Below are 16394 nucleotides of genomic sequence, written 5' to 3'. Positions count from 1 at the left end.
TCACAGCACCGCCGGAAGCGCCGAAACCATCTCGCGGCCGGGAACTTACCTGCCCTGGGGCGAGGCAAGCTCCAGTTGGCTGAGGACACGGGCGGGCACATTGGTGGTGATCTCCTGGATGCCCAGTCCTGTGCACAGCGCCACATCCTGTTCCGTGTCCACCGTCCATACCCGGAAGCGCCGGCCGGCGGCGAGCCAGCGTTGGACGGACGCCGGGTGCCGGCGCACGTACTCGATTCCGGGCCCGGCCATACCCACCTCGCCAAGGTCCAGGATCCGCTCACCTTCCAGCTGGGCGGCCTTCATCAGGTTGGCAATTGCACCGCCGGTTATCACGCCGAAGCCCAGACCCGCGCGGATTACCCGGATGTCCACATCGTCCACCAGCTGGCAGACGAATTCAGGGGGAACCGAGTGGAGCAACTGCCGCACTGAGTCCGGGCTGAAACTCATGAACGTCACTGACACGTTGTCCAGCGAAGAGGTCAGCGGATCCCAGCCCTCGTCCCGCAGTACTTCCAGGACCCTGTCCTCGAGCTTGAGCTGGTACGGGCTGGGGTGCTTGAGTTCGATGGCCAGCTTCACCGGCCGGCCGGCGCCCCGGAGGATCTCGAGCAGTTCGGGCAGGGTCAGGAACTGCTCGGACAGCGCCCCGTACGTTTCGGGAATACGCACGCCCTTCCATGACGAGAAATCCAGGTGCCTCAGCTCCCGCAGCGTGCGTTCGGCGACGGGCCCGGTTCCGTCGGAGGTGCGGTCCAGGTTGGCGTCGTGCAGGAGTACAACGTGCTGGTCACGCGTGAGGTGGACATCGCACTCCACGCCGTCGGCGCCGTCTGCCAGCGCCTGCAGATATGCGGCACGGGTGTGTTCGGCGAAGGCGGCGCTGGAACCGCGGTGGGCAAAGACCGTGGGCCGCTGCGGCCCGGACTCGTCACTGGTCATGGAGACACGGTAGCCGACCCGGCGCGAACCGCGGGGCTAGGCTTGGCACATGCAGGTGAACTCTGAGCCAACTACCCGGGAAGCACCCACCGGGCCAGCGCCTTCCCCCGCGCCCGACCCGAAGGGCCGCCCGAAGGTGCGTGCCGCCGTCGTCCATCACCTCAGCCCTGGCGACGCCGAAAAGGCGGCAGCGCTGCGGAGGATGAAGCTGGTGGCGCTCGGGCTGCTGGTGGTGATGGCGGTGATTTTTGTCTTCGCTTTCGCGCTGCAGAAGGAGTATCCGTGGCTGCAGTACGTGCGGGCCGCAGCCGAGGGCGGCATGGTGGGCGCGCTGGCTGACTGGTTCGCCGTTACCGCACTGTTCAAGTACCCCATGGGCATCAAGATCCCGCACACCGCCATCATCCCGCGCCGGAAGGACCAGATCGGCGCCTCGCTGGGCGAATTCGTGGAGACAAACTTCCTCTCCGAGCAGGTGGTCCAGGAGAAGCTGGCCAGCGTCAACATTGCCCGCCGGGCCGGGGAATGGCTTGCCACGCCGGCCGGCGCAGACAGGGTAGCCAAGGAGGGCGCCGCCCTGATCCGGGGTATTTTCAAGGTTTTGAACGACGACGACGTCCAGGCGGTCATCGAGGGAATGGTGCGCAAGCACCTGCTGGCTCCGCCGTGGGGACCTCCCGTGGGGAAGATGGCGGAGCGGATTTTCCACGACGGGCACCACCACAAGCTGGTGGACCTGCTGGTGGACCGGGCCGCCGACTGGGTGGATGACAACCACGATACTGTCACCCACCTGGTGTCCGACCGCTCCCCCACATGGGTGCCGCAGTTCGTGGACGGACTGGTGGGCGACAAGGTCTACGTGGAGATCCTGAAGTTCGTGCGCGCGGTGCAGGCCGACCCGAACCACCAGGTAAGGCAGTCCATCGACAAGTACCTCAACGACCTCGCGCAGGACCTGCAGCACGATCCGGCAATGATTGCCCGCGCCGAGGACATCAAGGCCCAGGTCCTGGGCGATCCCGAGGTGCGCGAACTCGCCTCCCGCACGTGGGGCACCGTGAAGAGCGCCCTCCTGGGTGCGGTGGATGATCCCGACAGCGAACTGACCATCAAGTTCAAGGCTGCGGTCCGCGACTTCGGCTCCCGGCTGGTCAGCGACCCCGAGCTCGCCGGGAAGGTGAACACCTGGATCGGCGACGCCGCCGGCTACCTCGTGCGGACGTACCGCTCCGACATCGCCGGAGTGATTACCGATACCGTGGCCCGCTGGGATGCGGAGGAAACCTCGCAAAAGATCGAACTCCAGGTGGGCAAGGACCTGCAGTTCATCCGGATCAACGGCACCGTGGTGGGGTCGCTGGCCGGGCTGGCAATTTTTACTGTGGCGCACCTGATTTTTGGGTAGGCCACAGACCGTTTCGAAGCAACGCGAGGTCACTTAGTACCCGATAAACGGCCCCGCACCGGCCAAAAGTGACCCCGCGTTGCTTTTAGGACGCAGGCTAGGCGAACGACTCCAGCTCCACGCCGGCCGCTTCGAGCCCGGCCCGGACTGCGGCAGCCATCCCAACGGCTCCCGGAGTATCACCGTGAATGCACAGGGAATCCGGCCGGACCTGCACAACGCTGCCATCCAGGGCCACTACTTCCCCCTTGGTCGCAAGGCGCACGGCCCGCTCGACGATCGCGTCGACGTCGTGCAGCACGGCACCTTCCTGTGAGCGCGGCACCAGCGTTCCGTCGGCAAGGTAGGCGCGGTCCGCAAAGGTCTCGACAAACACCGGATGGCCGGCCTCCTTCGCCTGCTTCAGCAGCTCAGATCCCGGCAGCCCAAGGATGGGAAGGCCGGGATCGTAGGCGTTCACGGCGGCCACAACAGCGGAAGCCTGTTCCGCGTCGCGCACCAGCCGGTTGTACAGCGCTCCGTGCGGCTTCACATAGTCCACGGACGCACCCACGGCGTGGGCAACGCCGTCGAGCGCCCCCAACTGGTACAGGACGTCGCCGAACAGCTCGTCGAAGCTCATGTCCAGCGAGCGGCGGCCGAAGCCTGCCAAATCCCGGTACCCCACGTGCGCGCCGACCGTGACATCCAGTTCGTAGGCAGCCCTGCAGCTGTCCAGCATGGTGACGGGGTCTCCGGCGTGGAAACCGCAGGCCACATTGGCGCTGGTGACCAGCTGGAACATGGAGGCGTCGTCCCCCATCTTCCATGAACCGAACGATTCGCCAAGGTCAGCGTTGAGATCCAAAAGTGTTGCCTTCCAGCTTTTTGTTGTCCTGTGCCGCGGCCGCAGCGGTGAGCTCTCCGGGGATGGTGTCCGGCATGGGGCCAAACGCCTCCTTGGCGTTGGCCACCACAGCGCGCCCCATGATGAGGTTACCGGCTCCGCCCACCACAGCACCTATGCCAAACGGCAGGGCCCGGCCGAAGAGCGCGGACCCCTGGCGCTTGAGGAGGTTCTTGAGGAAAGCCTTTTGGATCCTGCTCCGGATGCTGCCGAAGCCCGGCACTGCCATCGACTTGGAAAGGACATTGCCCCAGGCCTTGTTGGCGTTCATTTCCCTCCCGGCCGCCTGGCCGCTGAGCGTCCCAAGCAGGGCAGTCCCCTCCTCACCCAACATGATGGCCATGACCATGGTGCTGGCCTTCTCGGGGTTGGTCAGCCGGATCCCGTGCAGTTCCGCAAGGGAGGTGGAGTAGAGGGCCGTCGCTTCCAAGAACCCCACGGTGGCGGCGGCAGAGAGCCCGAGGGACGCCACAGTTCCGACACCGGGCACCACGGCGGTTGCGCCCACCAGCGCGCCGCCGCCGGTGACGGCGCGGAGGTAGTCGCGCTCCAGGATGTCAGCCAGCTGGGCGGCCGTGGCCCGGGGGTGCTTCTTCTGCAGCCGGCGGATGTACGCCACCACCAGGGGGCGCTGGATCTCCACCGCCCTGAGGAGCATGTTGTGGACACCGGGCTTGGGCTTGCCGTCGGCATCGAATACCGCGTTGTGGGCAGTTTCCTGCGCGATTCGTACTGCGGGGTTGCTGCGCGTAGCCATGGTCACCTCTGTTTGTCTCGCCGGCGGGCCGATGCCGGAATCGCTAATACTAAGGTTGCTTAACATTAGGCTACCGCCAGTGCCATCCCCACCTGCCGCGGCCGGGAGGGCGGTTTGGGCTGGCTCCCCGGCATACGCCCAAAGCCTAGACTTAGCCTATGCCCACCCCCAAAGCCCTGCGGCCCTTTGCGCACCGCGAGTACCGGGTGCTCATCGCAGCGTTGGCCATCTCGATTTTCGGTTCCGGCATGTGGGCCGTGGCCATGGTGTACCAGGTGATCCAGTTGGGCGGCGGCCCGCTGGAACTCTCCCTGGTGGCGGCCGCGGGCAGCGCCGGCCTGGTGGCGTTCGTCCTGGCCGGCGGCATCGCAGCGGACCGGGTCCCCCAGCGCCGACTGATCATTGCCGTGGAGGGCGCCAACCTTGCGGTGATAGCCACCGTCAGCGGGCTGGCCATGGCCGGCCTGCTCCAGCTGTGGCACGTTGCGGCAGGCTCCTTTGTCCTGGGCGTTGGCGCCGCGTTCTTCTTCCCTGCCTACTCGGCCATCCTGCCCCGCATCCTCCCCGCCCAGGACCTGCTGGCCGCGAACGGGATGGAGGGGTCCATGCGGCCCGTGCTCCAGCAGGCGGCAGGCCCTGCGGTGGCGGGCATGGTGGTGGCTGCCCTGTCGCCGTCGCACGCTGTCTCGGCAGTGGCCGCCTGCCACCTGCTGGCCTTCATCGTCCTGAACTTCCTGGGCCAACATGCACAGGCCGCGCCCACCAACGGGGCGGAGCGGGACGGACGCGGGGCGGCGGCGGGCGCGGGCGCGGGCGCCGGGGCCGCCGGGACATCCTTCCTCCACGACCTGCGCGAGGGAGTCCGCTACACCCGGCAAACACCTTGGCTGCTGTGGACCCTTATCTGGGCGTGCATCTCCGTGCTGTTCCTGATCGGGCCCATCGAGGTACTCCTGCCCTTCGTGGTGCGCGACCAGCTTGCCGGCGACTCCCGCATGTTCGGCTTCCTCCTGGCCGTCATGGGGGTGGGTGCCGCCCTTGGCTCGCTGTTCACGGCGTCCTTCCGGCTGCCGCGCCGCTACCTGACGGTGATGATGGTGTCCTGGGGTGCCGGCAGCCTGCCCCTGGCCGCAGTCGGCGTCATGGACAGCTTCTGGGCCATCGCCGCCGCGCTGTTCGTTTTCGGCGCCACCGGCAGCGTGGGCATGGTCATCTGGGGCACCCTGCTCCAGCGGCGCGTCCCGCCGCACCTGCTGGGCCGGGTGTCCAGCCTGGACTTCTTCGTTTCGCTCGCCCTGATGCCTGTCTCCATGGCGCTGGCCGGTCCGGCCGCCGAGGTCCTGCCTGTCTGGCTGATCTTTCTGGTGGCCGGCGGCGTATGCCCCGTCATGGCAGTGATTGCCATGGCCGCTGCGCGCATGCCCGACGACGAACTGGCCCACCCGCTGGACCGGTCACCCGAGGCGGAGCGCACGACGGCGGCAGGAGACTAGGCTCCCACCGCCGCACCTCACTCAGCTGTTGGCACGCACCACGGGGATACTCGCCGTCGGATGTCCGCTGGGGAAAACCGTGGGCTCCGGTTCCGGCACCGGTTCGAGCGCCACCTGGACGGGCTCGGCACCTACGGTGACCAGCTGGCCGCGGACGTCCACGGCCAGGGCTTCCCCTTCACGGACCGTGAGGGTGATGGCCCCTGCACGGAGTTCAACCAGCAACAGGCGCCCCTGGATCTTCAGGTGGAAAGTGAGCCCGTCCCACTCCGACGGCAGCCGCGGGTCGAAGTACGGAATGGGGCCCTGGTCACGCAACCCGGCAAAACCGCAGACCAGGGAGCTCCACACCCCGCCGGTGGAGGCGATGTGCACGCCGTCGATGGTGTTGCCGTGCGTGTCATCGAGGTCGATGAACAAGGCGTTGGTGAAGTGGTCCAGCGCTTGCCGTGAGTACCCCACCTCGGCGGCCATGATGCCCTGGACGCAGGCCGAAAGGGTTGAATCGCCCGTTGTCAGGGGGTCGTAGAAGTCGAAGGCGCGGTGTTTTTCCTCAGGCGTGAAATCCTGCCACTGCAGGAACATTGCCAGGACGGTGTCTGCCTGCTTCAGGACCTGGTGGCGGTAGATCACCAGCGGGTGGAAATGCAGGAGCAGGGGGTACTTGGACCGGGGCGTGGTCCAGTCCCACGGTTCCAGGTGCATGAAGTCGTTGTCCTGCGAATGCACCTGCATGCGCTCATCGAACGGCAGCTGCATCCGGTTGGCGGCCGCCTCCCACAGCTCCCGCTCTTCCTGCGTGATGCCCGCATGCTCCAGGGCCGCGGCAGCACGCAGGTTAAAGCGGGCCATCACGTTGGTGTAGAGGTTGTCGTTGACCACGGCGGTGTACTCGTCGGGACCTGTGACGCCGTGGATGTGGAAGAGCCCGTCCTTGCCGAAGAAGCCCAGCGAGATCCACATCCGCGCCGTTTCAATCAGCAGTTCGGCGCCCAACCCGTCGCGGAACGCGGTGTCCCCGGTGGCCCAGAAATACCGGTTGGTGGCAAAGGCGATGGCAGCGGCGATGTGGAACTGTGCCGTGCCGGCGGCGTAGTACGCGCTGGCTTCGAGCCCGTTGATGGTGCGCCACGGGAACAGGGCGCCGTCAACGCTCAGTTCCTTGGCCCGGATCTTGGCCACGGGGAGCATGCCATGGCGGAATTCGAGGACCTGCCGGGCACCGGCGGGGTTTGTGTACGTCAAGTACGGCAGGAGGTACACCTCCTGGTCCCAGAAGTAGTGGCCTTCGTAGCCGGATCCCGTCACGCCCTTGGCGGGGATGCCGGCGACGCCGGCACGCGCCGTCGCCTGGGCGAGCTGGAACAGGTTCCAGCGGATGGCCTGCTGCAGCACGGACTGGCTGTCAACCACAATGTCGGAGGTGGCCCAGTAGCCGCGGTAGTGCGCTTCGCTCTCGGCAAAGATGTCCTCCACCGGGCGGAGGCCTTCCTCCGCGGCCGCGGCGGGATCGAGCGAGGGGTCCTGGATCGCCGGGCCGGCCGCGTAGCTGACGCTCTTTTCGAGGCGGAACGGCTCCCCCGGGCTGACGGCCAGGACGTAGCGCACGCTGCTGTCGTCCTGGTCCACCAGCGTGTCGAACGGCTGGTGCCCTGCGGAGGTCCAGTGGTCAACCGCAACGCCCACGCGCTGCTTGGATTCGGCAGCCTCCCACGCCAGCCGGAGTGATCCGTCGCCGCCGTCGAGGCGCAGGGGCAGCAGCACGCGTCCGGCGTGCCGGCCCGCCCGGCGGGGATCGTGGACAGAGTGGTCCTCAACGGGCTGGTCCTGGCGGTTAATCACCGAGGAGGTGACATCCACGGAAACCTCACGGTCCGTCACCACATCCAGGGAGATCCCCAAGGCTCCGCGGGAGGCGAAACCTACGGCGCGGCGTTCGGTTGTGGTGACGACGGCGCCGGAGCGGCACTGCCAGGTGACGCGGCATTCGTACACTCCGGTGGAGAAGTCCACGGAGCGCCGGTAATCCAGCACCTCGGACTCGGCCAGGCTGAGGGACTCGCCGTCGATAACCACGGTGAAGTTGTTGGCATCTGGAATGTAGAGGATGCGCTGGCCGGTCCGGGCAAACCCGAAGGCGTTTTCCGCATGCTTGATGTCCCAGATTTCGTGCAGCCCGTTGATGAAACTGCCGGGCAGGTCGGAGTCGGCGGCGGCCCAGTGGGCGCCGCGGATCCCCAGATGTCCGTTGCCGAGGGCAAAGAGTGTTTCCAGCGTCCCTTCACTGCCCGCTTCGTGGCGTGTTTCCACGAGCTGCCAGGGTGTGTTGGGGAATCTTTCGCGGTCCGCTGAGATCAGGGCCATGGTGTTGGGTCCTTAGGCGTTTGGCCGGGCAACCGGTTTGCTGCCGGCCTGGGGATACTTTTCGGGGGGGTGATGCGTTCAGGGGTAATGCGTACTGACGGGAGCTGCCGGGGGTAGCAGCGGGCGGCCTCGGGGAAGGCTGCCTTCTCTAGGGCAGAAGTTCCTTGAGGTCATTGACCACCAGGGTGGCTCCGGCGTCGAGCAACGTTTGCCGCCCGGCGCCGCGGTCCACGCCGATGACCGAGTAGAAGGTTCCGGCCTCGCCGGCCTGGACGCCGGACACGGCATCCTCCACCACCACGCACTCCCCGCTGGGGAGGCCCAGCAGGCGGGCGGCGTACTCGTAGGTGGCGGGACTGGGCTTGCCGGGCAGGCCTTCGCTTGCCGCGACCACGCCATCCACCACCACCGGGAAACGGGCGCTGAGTCCGGCTGCCGCGAGGACGGCCGGAGCGTTTCGGGAGGAAGAGACGACGGCGACCTTCAGTCCGCGTTCCAGCGCGGCTTCGAGGAAGCGCACCGACCCGGGGAAGGGCTCCACCCCCGCGCTCACGATGTCGTTGAAAATCCTGTTCTTCCGGTTGCCCAGGCCCTGCACGGTGGTGTTGGCGGGATCGTCGTCAGTGGGGCCCTCGGGGAGCACAATCCCCCGCGAGGCCAGGAAATCGCGGACACCGTCGAAGCGCGGCTTGCCGTCGATGTGGTCGAAGTAGTCACTCTCGCTGTATCCGGGAACCTGGGGCTGCGCCGCCAGGTAGTCCTCGAACAGTTCCTGCCATGCCCGTTCATGGACGGTTGCCGTGGGGGTCAGCACCCCGTCCAGGTCGAAAAGGATGGCAGAGGCACCAGCCCAGGCGGACACCTCGGCTGCTGCGTTGTCTGCTGCGGTGTTTTCAGTCATCAGCGGTGCGTTGTCCTTTCAGGACGGCGGGCAGCCTTGAAGGCTGGATGCTTGGAGTTGGGGAGGCATCGGTGCCCGAACGATCTGCGGCCACGGGCGGCGGTCTGCATGGGGAGCGCCTCGGCTCTGGCATTGCTGATCGGTGTATCCCTACCATGATGGACGCGGCGCCCGTCGTCGGACAAACCGGCGGCACCTCCAGCATCGCTGGCCGGATAAAGGGCATGGGACAGTATCCGGCTGCAGTAAACCCTCGACACCGCGCTGATCTCCTTGTCCGCCCAGTTCAGGGCCGCGATAACGGCCGAAGATGAGTGTAAGCGCTTACAAATTTAGCTGGCAACTGTTTTTTCTAGCGGGCCTTGCGTGAGGCACGTCTCAGCACGGGAGAGCGTCACGCGTCGATTTTTCCGGACCCGTCCGGGCGGAGCACATAGTGTCGCAGGAAGACGCTCACGTCCACCATCTCCGTCTTCGACATCGCATGGCCCATGCCGGGGTAGGTCCTGGCGGTCAGGAGCGTGTTCTGCTGGAGCCATTCCTCGGTGTAGGCGATCGCGTCCTCGTTGATGACCAGGTCTGCCTTGTCCCGGCCCCAGAAGAAGGGCGGCCTGGTGTCGAAGGATTCCGTGAGGGACAGCAGTTCATTCCGGAGCACAAAACCGGAAAGTCCCACCACCGCCTCATAGTCCTTAGGGTGGAGGCGCAGCAGAGTGCTCGCCATTGCCATGCCTTGCGAGTAGCCGAGCAAGCATACGCTGCTGTGCCGGGCCTTGACGCTGTTGATCCAGGCCTGGACGGCACTCGAGGCTTTAATGACATCCGCGAAGTCATTGGCCAGGAAGTAGTCCAGCATGAACCAGCCGTAATGGTCACCGATCGGCATCGGCGCGCGGAGCGCCGCACACGTGAACTCGGGCGGCAGGTACTCAAAAAGGCGCACCATGCGGGACTCGTCCGTGCCATAACCGTGCATCATCACAAGTAGTGGGGTGCCCGCCCGCTCGCCTTCAGGTTTGGACCACACAACTGTTTCCATCGGATCAGCCTAGCCAGCAAGCGTGGCTTGATGCCCGAGCCGTGCCGGTCCGCGGGCAACGTCATCGAGTCGCATCAGCCTCTTCCTTCACAGGCGCCACAGCACAACGAATGGGTTACGCGCCGGCCCCCGCCATTGAATACAGCCACCCCGGGCTGTAGCGTGGCGCTTAACGGACAGCATGCTTACCAAAAGTCCGCGGCCCAAGAAGGCTTCCATCCGTGACAACAAGGAGCAAAGCATGAGAATCGGATCCTCCATCTTCCTTATCGCCCTCGGCGCCATCCTTGCCTGGGCGGTCGCTCCGGGCCTCATCCCCTTCGTGGACCAGGTGCTCATCGGCTACATCCTGATGGCGGTTGGCGTCATTGGACTCATCGCCTCCCTCATCCTCGCTTCCCCGGGCCGCAGCCGGCGCATCAGCGAGACCCGCTCCGTGGTTGACCCGAATACCGGGGAACGCATCACGCGGAACGAAAGCCGCGACGGCGGACTGTAGCACCACCGGGGTCCGCGCCGCAGCGCAGGACACGACGTTGACCCGAGGAGCCGGGCCGGACCATCCATGGTCCGGCCCGGCTTTTTGCTGTCCCCGAAAGTGCCACTTTGTTTCATGTGGGTTTCCATTGACAAACCAACACAAGCAAAGATAAAGTCAAGTAACTCAACATCATGTGATGCCAGTCACGCAGGGACGGCAGCCACAGTGAACAATCCACACCACCAGAAGACCTACGCAACGGAGGGTACGTGTTCGCCGAGGAGCGCCAGCAGAAGATTGCCGAGCTTGTTGCCGGCAGCGGCCGGGTCAGCGTGACCCTCCTGGCCGAGCGCTTCCGCATCACCACCGAGACCGTCCGCCGCGACCTTGCCGCCCTCGAGAATGCGGGCACCGTCCGCCGCGTCCACGGCGGAGCCGTTGCCGCAGACCGGTTCAGCACCACCGAGGAAAGCGTGAACGAGCGCGCCATCCAGCGGCCGGACCAGAAAATCCGGATCGCCGAAGCCGCGCTGGCCCTCATTCCACGCAACTCCGCCGGCAGCGTCCTGATCGACGGCGGCACCACTACGGAAGTCCTGGCGGACATGCTCTCGCGGCGCGCCGCCGTCGAACCTTCCGACCCAACCGGACCGCGGGCGGAACTGGTGGCCATCACCCACGCCGTTCCCATCGCAGGCAAACTCTCCAGCGTTCCCGGCATCGCCCTTGAGATACTCGGCGGCCGGGTCCGCGGAATCACCCAGGTTGCCGTGGGTCAGTCAACCGTGGAGGCCGCCGGCAAACTGCGGCCGGACATCGCTTTCATCGGCACCAACGGAATCCACGCAAGCTTTGGGCTGAGCACGCCCGACCCCGAGGAAGCCGCGGTTAAGGCAGCTTTCGTCCACTCGGCCCGCCGGATTGTTGTGCTGGCCGATTCCTCCAAGCTGGACACGGAAACCCTGGTCCAGTTCGCCTCCCTGAAAGATCTGGACACCTTGATTACAGACAGCGAGCCCGGCCCGGAACTGGCGGCCGCCCTTGAAGAAGCCGGCGTTGACGTGGTGATCGCATGATCGTCACTTTCACCGCCAACCCCAGCCTTGACCGGACCGTGGCACTGCCGGGCCCATTGGTTCGGGGCGAAGTGCAGCGTGCCGTTTCCGTCAGCCAGGAGTCGGGCGGCAAGGGCGTCAACGTGTCCCGTGCACTGGTTGCCTCCGGCCTGGACTCCGTTGCCGTCCTCCCCGGCGCGGACAGCGATCCCGTCCTGGCCGGGCTGCGGGAAAGCGCGGTGCCGTTTGTTTCCCTGCCCATCAGCGAACCGCTCCGCACCAATGTGGCCCTCACGGAACCCGGTGGCGTGACCACCAAGATCAATGAGCCCGGTCCGGTCATGGATGCGGACCAGCAGGAAGCCCTGATCAAACTGCTGCTGGAGAGCTCCCGCGGAGCCAGCTGGGTGGTCCTTGCAGGTTCGCTGCCGCCGGGATTCCCTGCTGATTTCTACGCGACGGCGGCCCGCCGGATCCGCGCAGCCGGAAACGGCAGCGCACCGCTCATTGCCGTGGACTCCTCCGGTGCGCCGCTCGCGGCCGCAATGTCCGGAGGCGATGCCGGTGCTGAACCGGCCGTCAACGGTTCCGGGAAACCGGACCTCCTCAAACCCAACGCCGAAGAACTGGCGGAACTGGCTGCTGCAGCCGGCTTCGCCGCGGCTACCGCTGACGAACTGGAAGCGGATCCGGTGGCGGCCGCGGCCGCCGCGGCCGCCGTCGTACGTTCCGGCGTGGGTGCTGTGCTGGCAACTCTCGGATCCAAGGGAGCTGTCCTGGTAACGGCCGACGGCGCGTGGCTGGCCACGCATCCGCCGGTCGCCGCGGTCAGTACGGTGGGCGCGGGCGATTCCGCGCTGGCCGGCTACCTGCTCGCCCATGGCCGGGGCGCCGCCCCGGCCGACTGCCTTCGCCAGGCTGTGGCCCACGGTGCCGCAGCCGCCTCCCTGCCCGGTTCAACGGTTCCGGCAGTACACCAAACCACCCCGGATGCCGTAACCATCACGGCCCTTCGAAAGGATTGACAGTGACCCAGCTCATCACCACGGACCTGGTCGAGCTCGACCAGAACCTGGGCAACGCGCCCGAGGCGGTGATCCGGCACCTGGCAAGCAAAGTAGCTGCCGCCGGACGCGCAACAGAAGTTGAAGGCCTCTTCGCTGACGCCTTCGCCCGCGAGCAGAAGACCGCCACCGGCATTCCGGGCGGCATCGCCATCCCGCACTGCCGCTCGGCCGCCGTCACGGAACCCACCTTGGCCATGGCCCGCCTCAATCCCAAGGTGGACTTCGGAGCCAAGGACGGCCCGGCGGACCTGGTCTTCTTCATCGCGGCCCCGGACGGAGCCGACCAGGAGCACCTGAAGCTGCTCTCGAAGCTGGCCAGGTCCCTGATCAAAAAGGACTTCACCACGGCCCTGCGCAACGCCTCATCCCGCGAGGAGATCGTGGAACTGGTGGACGGTGCGCTGGCCGACAAGCCTGCAGCCCATGCAGCCGCGGTACCCGCTGAAGCTGTTGCTTCCGGCGCGTCCGCCGGGGCTTCGGCAGGCGCTGCTTCGGCGGGCTCTGGCGCCGCTGCCCCGGGCACGGCTCCGGCCGGTGCGGCTACGGCCGGACCAGCCCCGGCCGGTCCCAAGCGCCTCGTGGCCGTGACCGCCTGCCCCACCGGCATCGCACACACCTACATGGCAGCTGATTCCCTGGTGGCCGCTGCCCAGGAGGCCGGCGTCGACCTGCAGGTGGAAACCCAGGGTTCCTCCGGCGCCAAGCCGCTGGATCCCGCCGTCATTGCCGCCGCCGACGCCGTAATTTTCGCGGTGGACGTGGACGTACGCGGCAAGGAGCGCTTCGCCGGCAAACCGGTCATCAACGCCCCTGTGAAGCGGGGCATCGACGAGCCCGCCAAGATGGTCCAGGAGGCGCTGGCCGCAGCCTCGGACCCGAACGCGCGGCGCGTCCCGCACTTCGGTGCCGAGGAACAGGCTGAGCAGGCCGCCGCCGAAAAGGGCGAGCACATCGGCCAGAAGCTGAAGAGGGCCCTGCTCACCGGTGTGAGCTACATGATCCCGTTCGTGGCCGGCGGTGGCCTCCTGATCGCCCTGGGCTTCCTCCTGGGTGGTTACGACATCACCGAAGTCGCGGACAAGGTGGTTGTGGAGAACAACTTCGGCAACCTTCCCGAGGGCGGACTCGCCGCTTACCTGGGCGCAGTCCTGTTCAAGATCGGCGCCCTGTCCATGGGCTTCCTGGTCCCGGCGCTGGCCGGCTACATCGCCTACGCCATTGCTGACAGGCCCGGCATCGCCCCCGGCTTCGTGGCCGGTGCAGTCTCCGGTTTCATGGGTGCCGGCTTCCTCGGCGGCATCGTGGGCGGCCTCCTGGCCGGCTACGTTGCCCACGTGATCGGCACCTGGCAGGTTCCCCGCTGGCTGCGCGGCCTCATGCCCGTGGTCATCATCCCGCTGCTCGCCTCCATCGCGGCGTCCGGACTCATGTTCCTGCTGCTCGGCGGCCCCATCGCCGGCCTCACCACCGCCCTTAACGGCTGGCTCTCCGGCATGACCGGCGCTTCCGCCGTGGTCCTGGGCATCATCCTTGGCCTCATGATGTGCTTCGACCTGGGCGGTCCCGTCAACAAGGTGGCCTACGCCTTCGCCGTTGCGGGACTCAGCGCCGGCAGCGCGGACAACCAGGCGCCGTGGCAGATCATGGCAACGGTCATGGCCGCCGGCATGGTGCCCCCTCTGGCAATGGCCCTGGCCACCGTCCTGGACCGCAAGCTCTTCAGCCTGGCTGAGCGCGAAAACGGCAAGGCTGCCTGGCTGCTGGGTGCATCCTTCATCTCCGAAGGCGCTATCCCGTTCGCTGCTGCTGATCCGCTCCGCGTCATTCCTGCCAGCATGCTGGGCGGCGCGCTGACCGGCGCGCTGACCATGGCCTTCGGGGTCACCTCGCAGGCTCCCCATGGCGGCATCTTCGTGTTCTTCGCGATCGGCAACGTGCTGATGTTCGTCCTCTCGATCGTCGCCGGTGCCATCGTGACCGCCCTGGCCGTGATCGGCCTCAAGCGCTGGGCCGCCCCCAAGAGCGCTGCTACGGTGGAAACCGTCCCAGCAACCGTCTGACCTGCCTCACCCACTACCTCTACCCCGGCATTTCAACCAGCCGCCGGAAGACAAAGGAGCAACAATGCCAGAACGCACAGCAACCGTCGCCAGCCGCGTGGGCCTGCACGCCCGCCCCGCCGCCATCTTTGCCGAGGCAGCAGGAGAGTACGACCTGGACATCACCATCGCCCGCGAGGGCGAGCCGGTGGACGAGGCGATGGACGCTGCCAGCATCCTGTCCCTCATGAGCCTGGGCGCCTCGCACGGCGACGTGGTGGTCCTTCGCGCCGAAGGTGACGGCGCGGACACCGCGCTGGACCGCCTCGTCCAGATCCTGGAAACGGACCACGACGCCTAGCAGCTGACTGGCAGCTGACAGGCTGCCCCGGCGGCCAAGCCGCACGGCCGTCGTCGGGCCTTCCCTCCCAGGGAAACGCCCGACGACGGCCGCTTGCGTTAATCCCCCGCCCCATCCCAACCAGGCGGTTTAACTGCCCTCGGAAATCCTCTTCACGTCCGCCACGAGCTTGTCCCACATGCCTTTTGAGTGGTCAGCCGCCTCCGCCGTGGTGTTGTTGTCCTGGGTCAGCGTCAAAAGCGTCCGGCCGCCCTTGTCCTGAAGCGTCCAGGTGAGGGTGTGATAGTTCTCCGGTTTGTCTTCCTGCCCGGCGAGGGGGCTGAAATGCGTGTAGACCAGTTTCCTGGCGGGCACCACCTCGAGGATCGTGCCCCTGTCCTCGTAGTCCTTGCCGTCCCAGTTGCCGCTCCAGGTGATGGGTCCGCCCACGGTCCAGTCCGTGGAGAGCTCGGTGCCAAACATGAACTCCTTCGTGGCCGCCGGGTCCGTGATGACATCCCACACGCGGGTGGGAGGGGCATCAACCGTGACCGAGGACGTGGCCACGTAATCAGGCACTTTCCTTGGCCTTCTTCGCAGTGAACAGCAAGTACTCCCACTCCATCTGGAACGGGGTGTCGCCGTGGGCATCGCCGAAGGAGTCAGCCAGTTCCGTCAGGGCCTGGTCCAGGGCTTTGACCTTGTCCCCGTCCTCCCCGATGTATTTGTAGACGGAGATGGTGGGGCCGTAGTGGGACTTGAAGTAGCGGACGAAGTCGCCGGGTTGATGGAAGCTCCGCACGGCCAGGGTCTGCTTGCGCGCAGCGGTATCCGTGATCCTGTCCCCCAGCAGTTCACGCACGTGCTCCTCGCTTCCCCACAGCGGCGCCGGCTGTGCTCCCGGCGGTGGCGGCGGGGCGAAGGGCTTCATGGTGTCGAACATCCTGCCGATGAACCCCTCCGGGGTCCAGCTCAACAGTCCTATGTTTCCACCCGGTTTGCACACCCTCAGGAGTTCGTCCGCCGCCGCCTGGTGGTGGGGGGCAAACATGACGCCGAGGCAGGACATGACGACGTCGAACTCGGCGTCGGCGAAGGGCAGGGCCTCCGCGTCGGCCTCCTTCCAGTCCAGGCTGACTCCCCGGTTCGCGGCCTCACGGCGGCCGGCCTCGAAAAGCTCGGGGGTGAGGTCGCTGGCCACCACCTTGGCTCCCATCATGGCCGCGGGAATGGCCGCGTTGCCTGATCCGGCGGCGATATCCAGCACATTGTGGCGGGAGTTAATGCCGCAGGCTTCAACCAGGATGGCGCCGAGGTCCAGGAGCATCTCGTCAGCAAGGGCCGGATAATCACCGGATGCCCACATGGCCCGGTGTTTCTGTTTGAGTGCCCGGTCCGCCTCGGCGGCATCTGTCTGATCGTTCATGTTCAGCGCTCCTCACAGGGCCGTTGGAGTGTCAGCACGCTGTGGGCACAGCGGTGGCTGCGATGCGACTCATTGTGGACGCACCGGACCCGGCTGTAAAGAGCACCCCGCTACCGGAACGCAAGCAAGCTTAGTAGTTTCATGTACATGGCATCGGGCACCGGATCAGGATCCGCAGGCGGCAGGCCATCAC

General features: G+C 66.5%; 15 protein-coding genes. 7 read left to right on the top strand and 8 right to left on the bottom strand.

Features of this window, described 5'->3' with window-relative positions:
• Nucleotides 1–45: 45 nt before the first annotated feature.
• Nucleotides 46–945: a glycerophosphodiester phosphodiesterase family protein gene (locus tag SMD14_RS02250; protein WP_157239518.1), complete on the bottom strand. Its 900-nt coding sequence runs from the start codon at nt 943–945 to the stop codon at nt 46–48.
• A 49-nt stretch (nt 946–994) separates the two neighbouring features.
• On the opposite strand from SMD14_RS02250, the gene SMD14_RS02245 reads away from it, so the two are divergent.
• Complete coding sequence (locus SMD14_RS02245; RefSeq protein WP_321215173.1) at nt 995–2353, top strand: DUF445 domain-containing protein; 1359 nt, start codon at nt 995–997, stop codon at nt 2351–2353.
• A 97-nt stretch (nt 2354–2450) separates the two neighbouring features.
• Here SMD14_RS02245 and SMD14_RS02240 read toward each other — a convergent pair whose 3' ends face one another.
• Both SMD14_RS02240 and SMD14_RS02235 read right to left on the bottom strand, forming a co-directional pair.
• Nucleotides 2451–3200: a 5-oxoprolinase subunit PxpA gene (locus SMD14_RS02240; protein ID WP_321215172.1), complete on the bottom strand. Its 750-nt coding sequence runs from the start codon at nt 3198–3200 to the stop codon at nt 2451–2453.
• A complete protein-coding gene (locus tag SMD14_RS02235) occupies nt 3184–3996 on the bottom strand; it encodes a hypothetical protein (RefSeq protein WP_321215171.1) in 813 nt (270 codons plus the stop codon). The genes SMD14_RS02240 and SMD14_RS02235 overlap by 17 nt, the downstream gene beginning before the upstream one ends.
• Nucleotides 3997–4154: 158 nt before the next feature.
• Here SMD14_RS02235 and SMD14_RS02230 point away from each other — a divergent pair, with 158 nt between their 5' ends.
• Nucleotides 4155–5489, top strand: a complete 1335-nt coding sequence (locus SMD14_RS02230; protein ID WP_321215170.1) for an MFS transporter — start codon at nt 4155–4157, stop codon at nt 5487–5489.
• A gap of 21 nt (nt 5490–5510) precedes the next feature.
• Here the strand turns inward: SMD14_RS02230 and SMD14_RS02225 are convergent, their stop codons facing one another.
• The 3 genes from SMD14_RS02225 to SMD14_RS02215 form a co-directional block, all read right to left on the bottom strand.
• A complete protein-coding gene (locus tag SMD14_RS02225; RefSeq protein WP_321215169.1) occupies nt 5511–7853 on the bottom strand; it encodes a glycosyl hydrolase family 65 protein in 2343 nt (780 codons plus the stop codon).
• Between the two features lie 148 nt (nt 7854–8001).
• Complete coding sequence (locus tag SMD14_RS02220) at nt 8002–8754, bottom strand: HAD-IA family hydrolase (RefSeq protein ID WP_321215168.1); 753 nt, start codon at nt 8752–8754, stop codon at nt 8002–8004.
• Between the two features lie 394 nt (nt 8755–9148).
• Entirely contained in the window at nt 9149–9793 is a 645-nt protein-coding gene (locus tag SMD14_RS02215; protein WP_321215167.1) for a phospholipase, read from the bottom strand.
• A 241-nt stretch (nt 9794–10034) separates the two neighbouring features.
• Here SMD14_RS02215 and SMD14_RS02210 point away from each other — a divergent pair, with 241 nt between their 5' ends.
• The 5 genes from SMD14_RS02210 (at nt 10035) to SMD14_RS02190 (ending at nt 14796) form a co-directional block, all read left to right on the top strand.
• On the top strand, nt 10035–10292 hold the full coding sequence (locus tag SMD14_RS02210) for a DUF6458 family protein (RefSeq protein WP_157239533.1): 258 nt from the start codon (nt 10035–10037) through the stop codon (nt 10290–10292).
• Between the two features lie 251 nt (nt 10293–10543).
• Nucleotides 10544–11350: a DeoR/GlpR family DNA-binding transcription regulator gene (locus SMD14_RS02205; RefSeq protein WP_321215166.1), complete on the top strand. Its 807-nt coding sequence runs from the start codon at nt 10544–10546 to the stop codon at nt 11348–11350.
• On the top strand, nt 11347–12354 hold the full coding sequence (locus SMD14_RS02200; RefSeq protein ID WP_321215165.1) for a hexose kinase: 1008 nt from the start codon (nt 11347–11349) through the stop codon (nt 12352–12354). Before SMD14_RS02205 ends, SMD14_RS02200 begins: the two co-directional genes overlap by 4 nt.
• 2 nt (nt 12355–12356) lie before the next feature.
• Entirely contained in the window at nt 12357–14456 is a 2100-nt protein-coding gene (locus tag SMD14_RS02195) for a fructose-specific PTS transporter subunit EIIC (RefSeq protein WP_321215164.1), read from the top strand.
• A gap of 64 nt (nt 14457–14520) precedes the next feature.
• The gene (locus tag SMD14_RS02190) at nt 14521–14796 is read left to right on the top strand and encodes an HPr family phosphocarrier protein (RefSeq protein ID WP_157239538.1); all 276 of its coding nucleotides are present in this window, start codon (nt 14521–14523) and stop codon (nt 14794–14796) included.
• A gap of 129 nt (nt 14797–14925) precedes the next feature.
• Here the strand turns inward: SMD14_RS02190 and SMD14_RS02185 are convergent, their stop codons facing one another.
• Together SMD14_RS02185 and SMD14_RS02180 are read right to left on the bottom strand one after the other, a co-directional pair.
• The gene (locus SMD14_RS02185; RefSeq protein ID WP_321215163.1) at nt 14926–15354 is read right to left on the bottom strand and encodes an SRPBCC family protein; all 429 of its coding nucleotides are present in this window, start codon (nt 15352–15354) and stop codon (nt 14926–14928) included.
• The gene (locus tag SMD14_RS02180) at nt 15347–16201 is read right to left on the bottom strand and encodes a class I SAM-dependent methyltransferase (RefSeq protein ID WP_321215162.1); all 855 of its coding nucleotides are present in this window, start codon (nt 16199–16201) and stop codon (nt 15347–15349) included. The genes SMD14_RS02185 and SMD14_RS02180 overlap by 8 nt, the downstream gene beginning before the upstream one ends.
• Nucleotides 16202–16394 lie beyond the last annotated feature (193 nt).

It is taken from the genome of Pseudarthrobacter oxydans, from assembly GCF_034258515.1.
In the GTDB taxonomy this organism is placed as follows: domain Bacteria; phylum Actinomycetota; class Actinomycetes; order Actinomycetales; family Micrococcaceae; genus Arthrobacter.
This window is presented reverse-complemented; position numbering and strand designations above follow the sequence as displayed.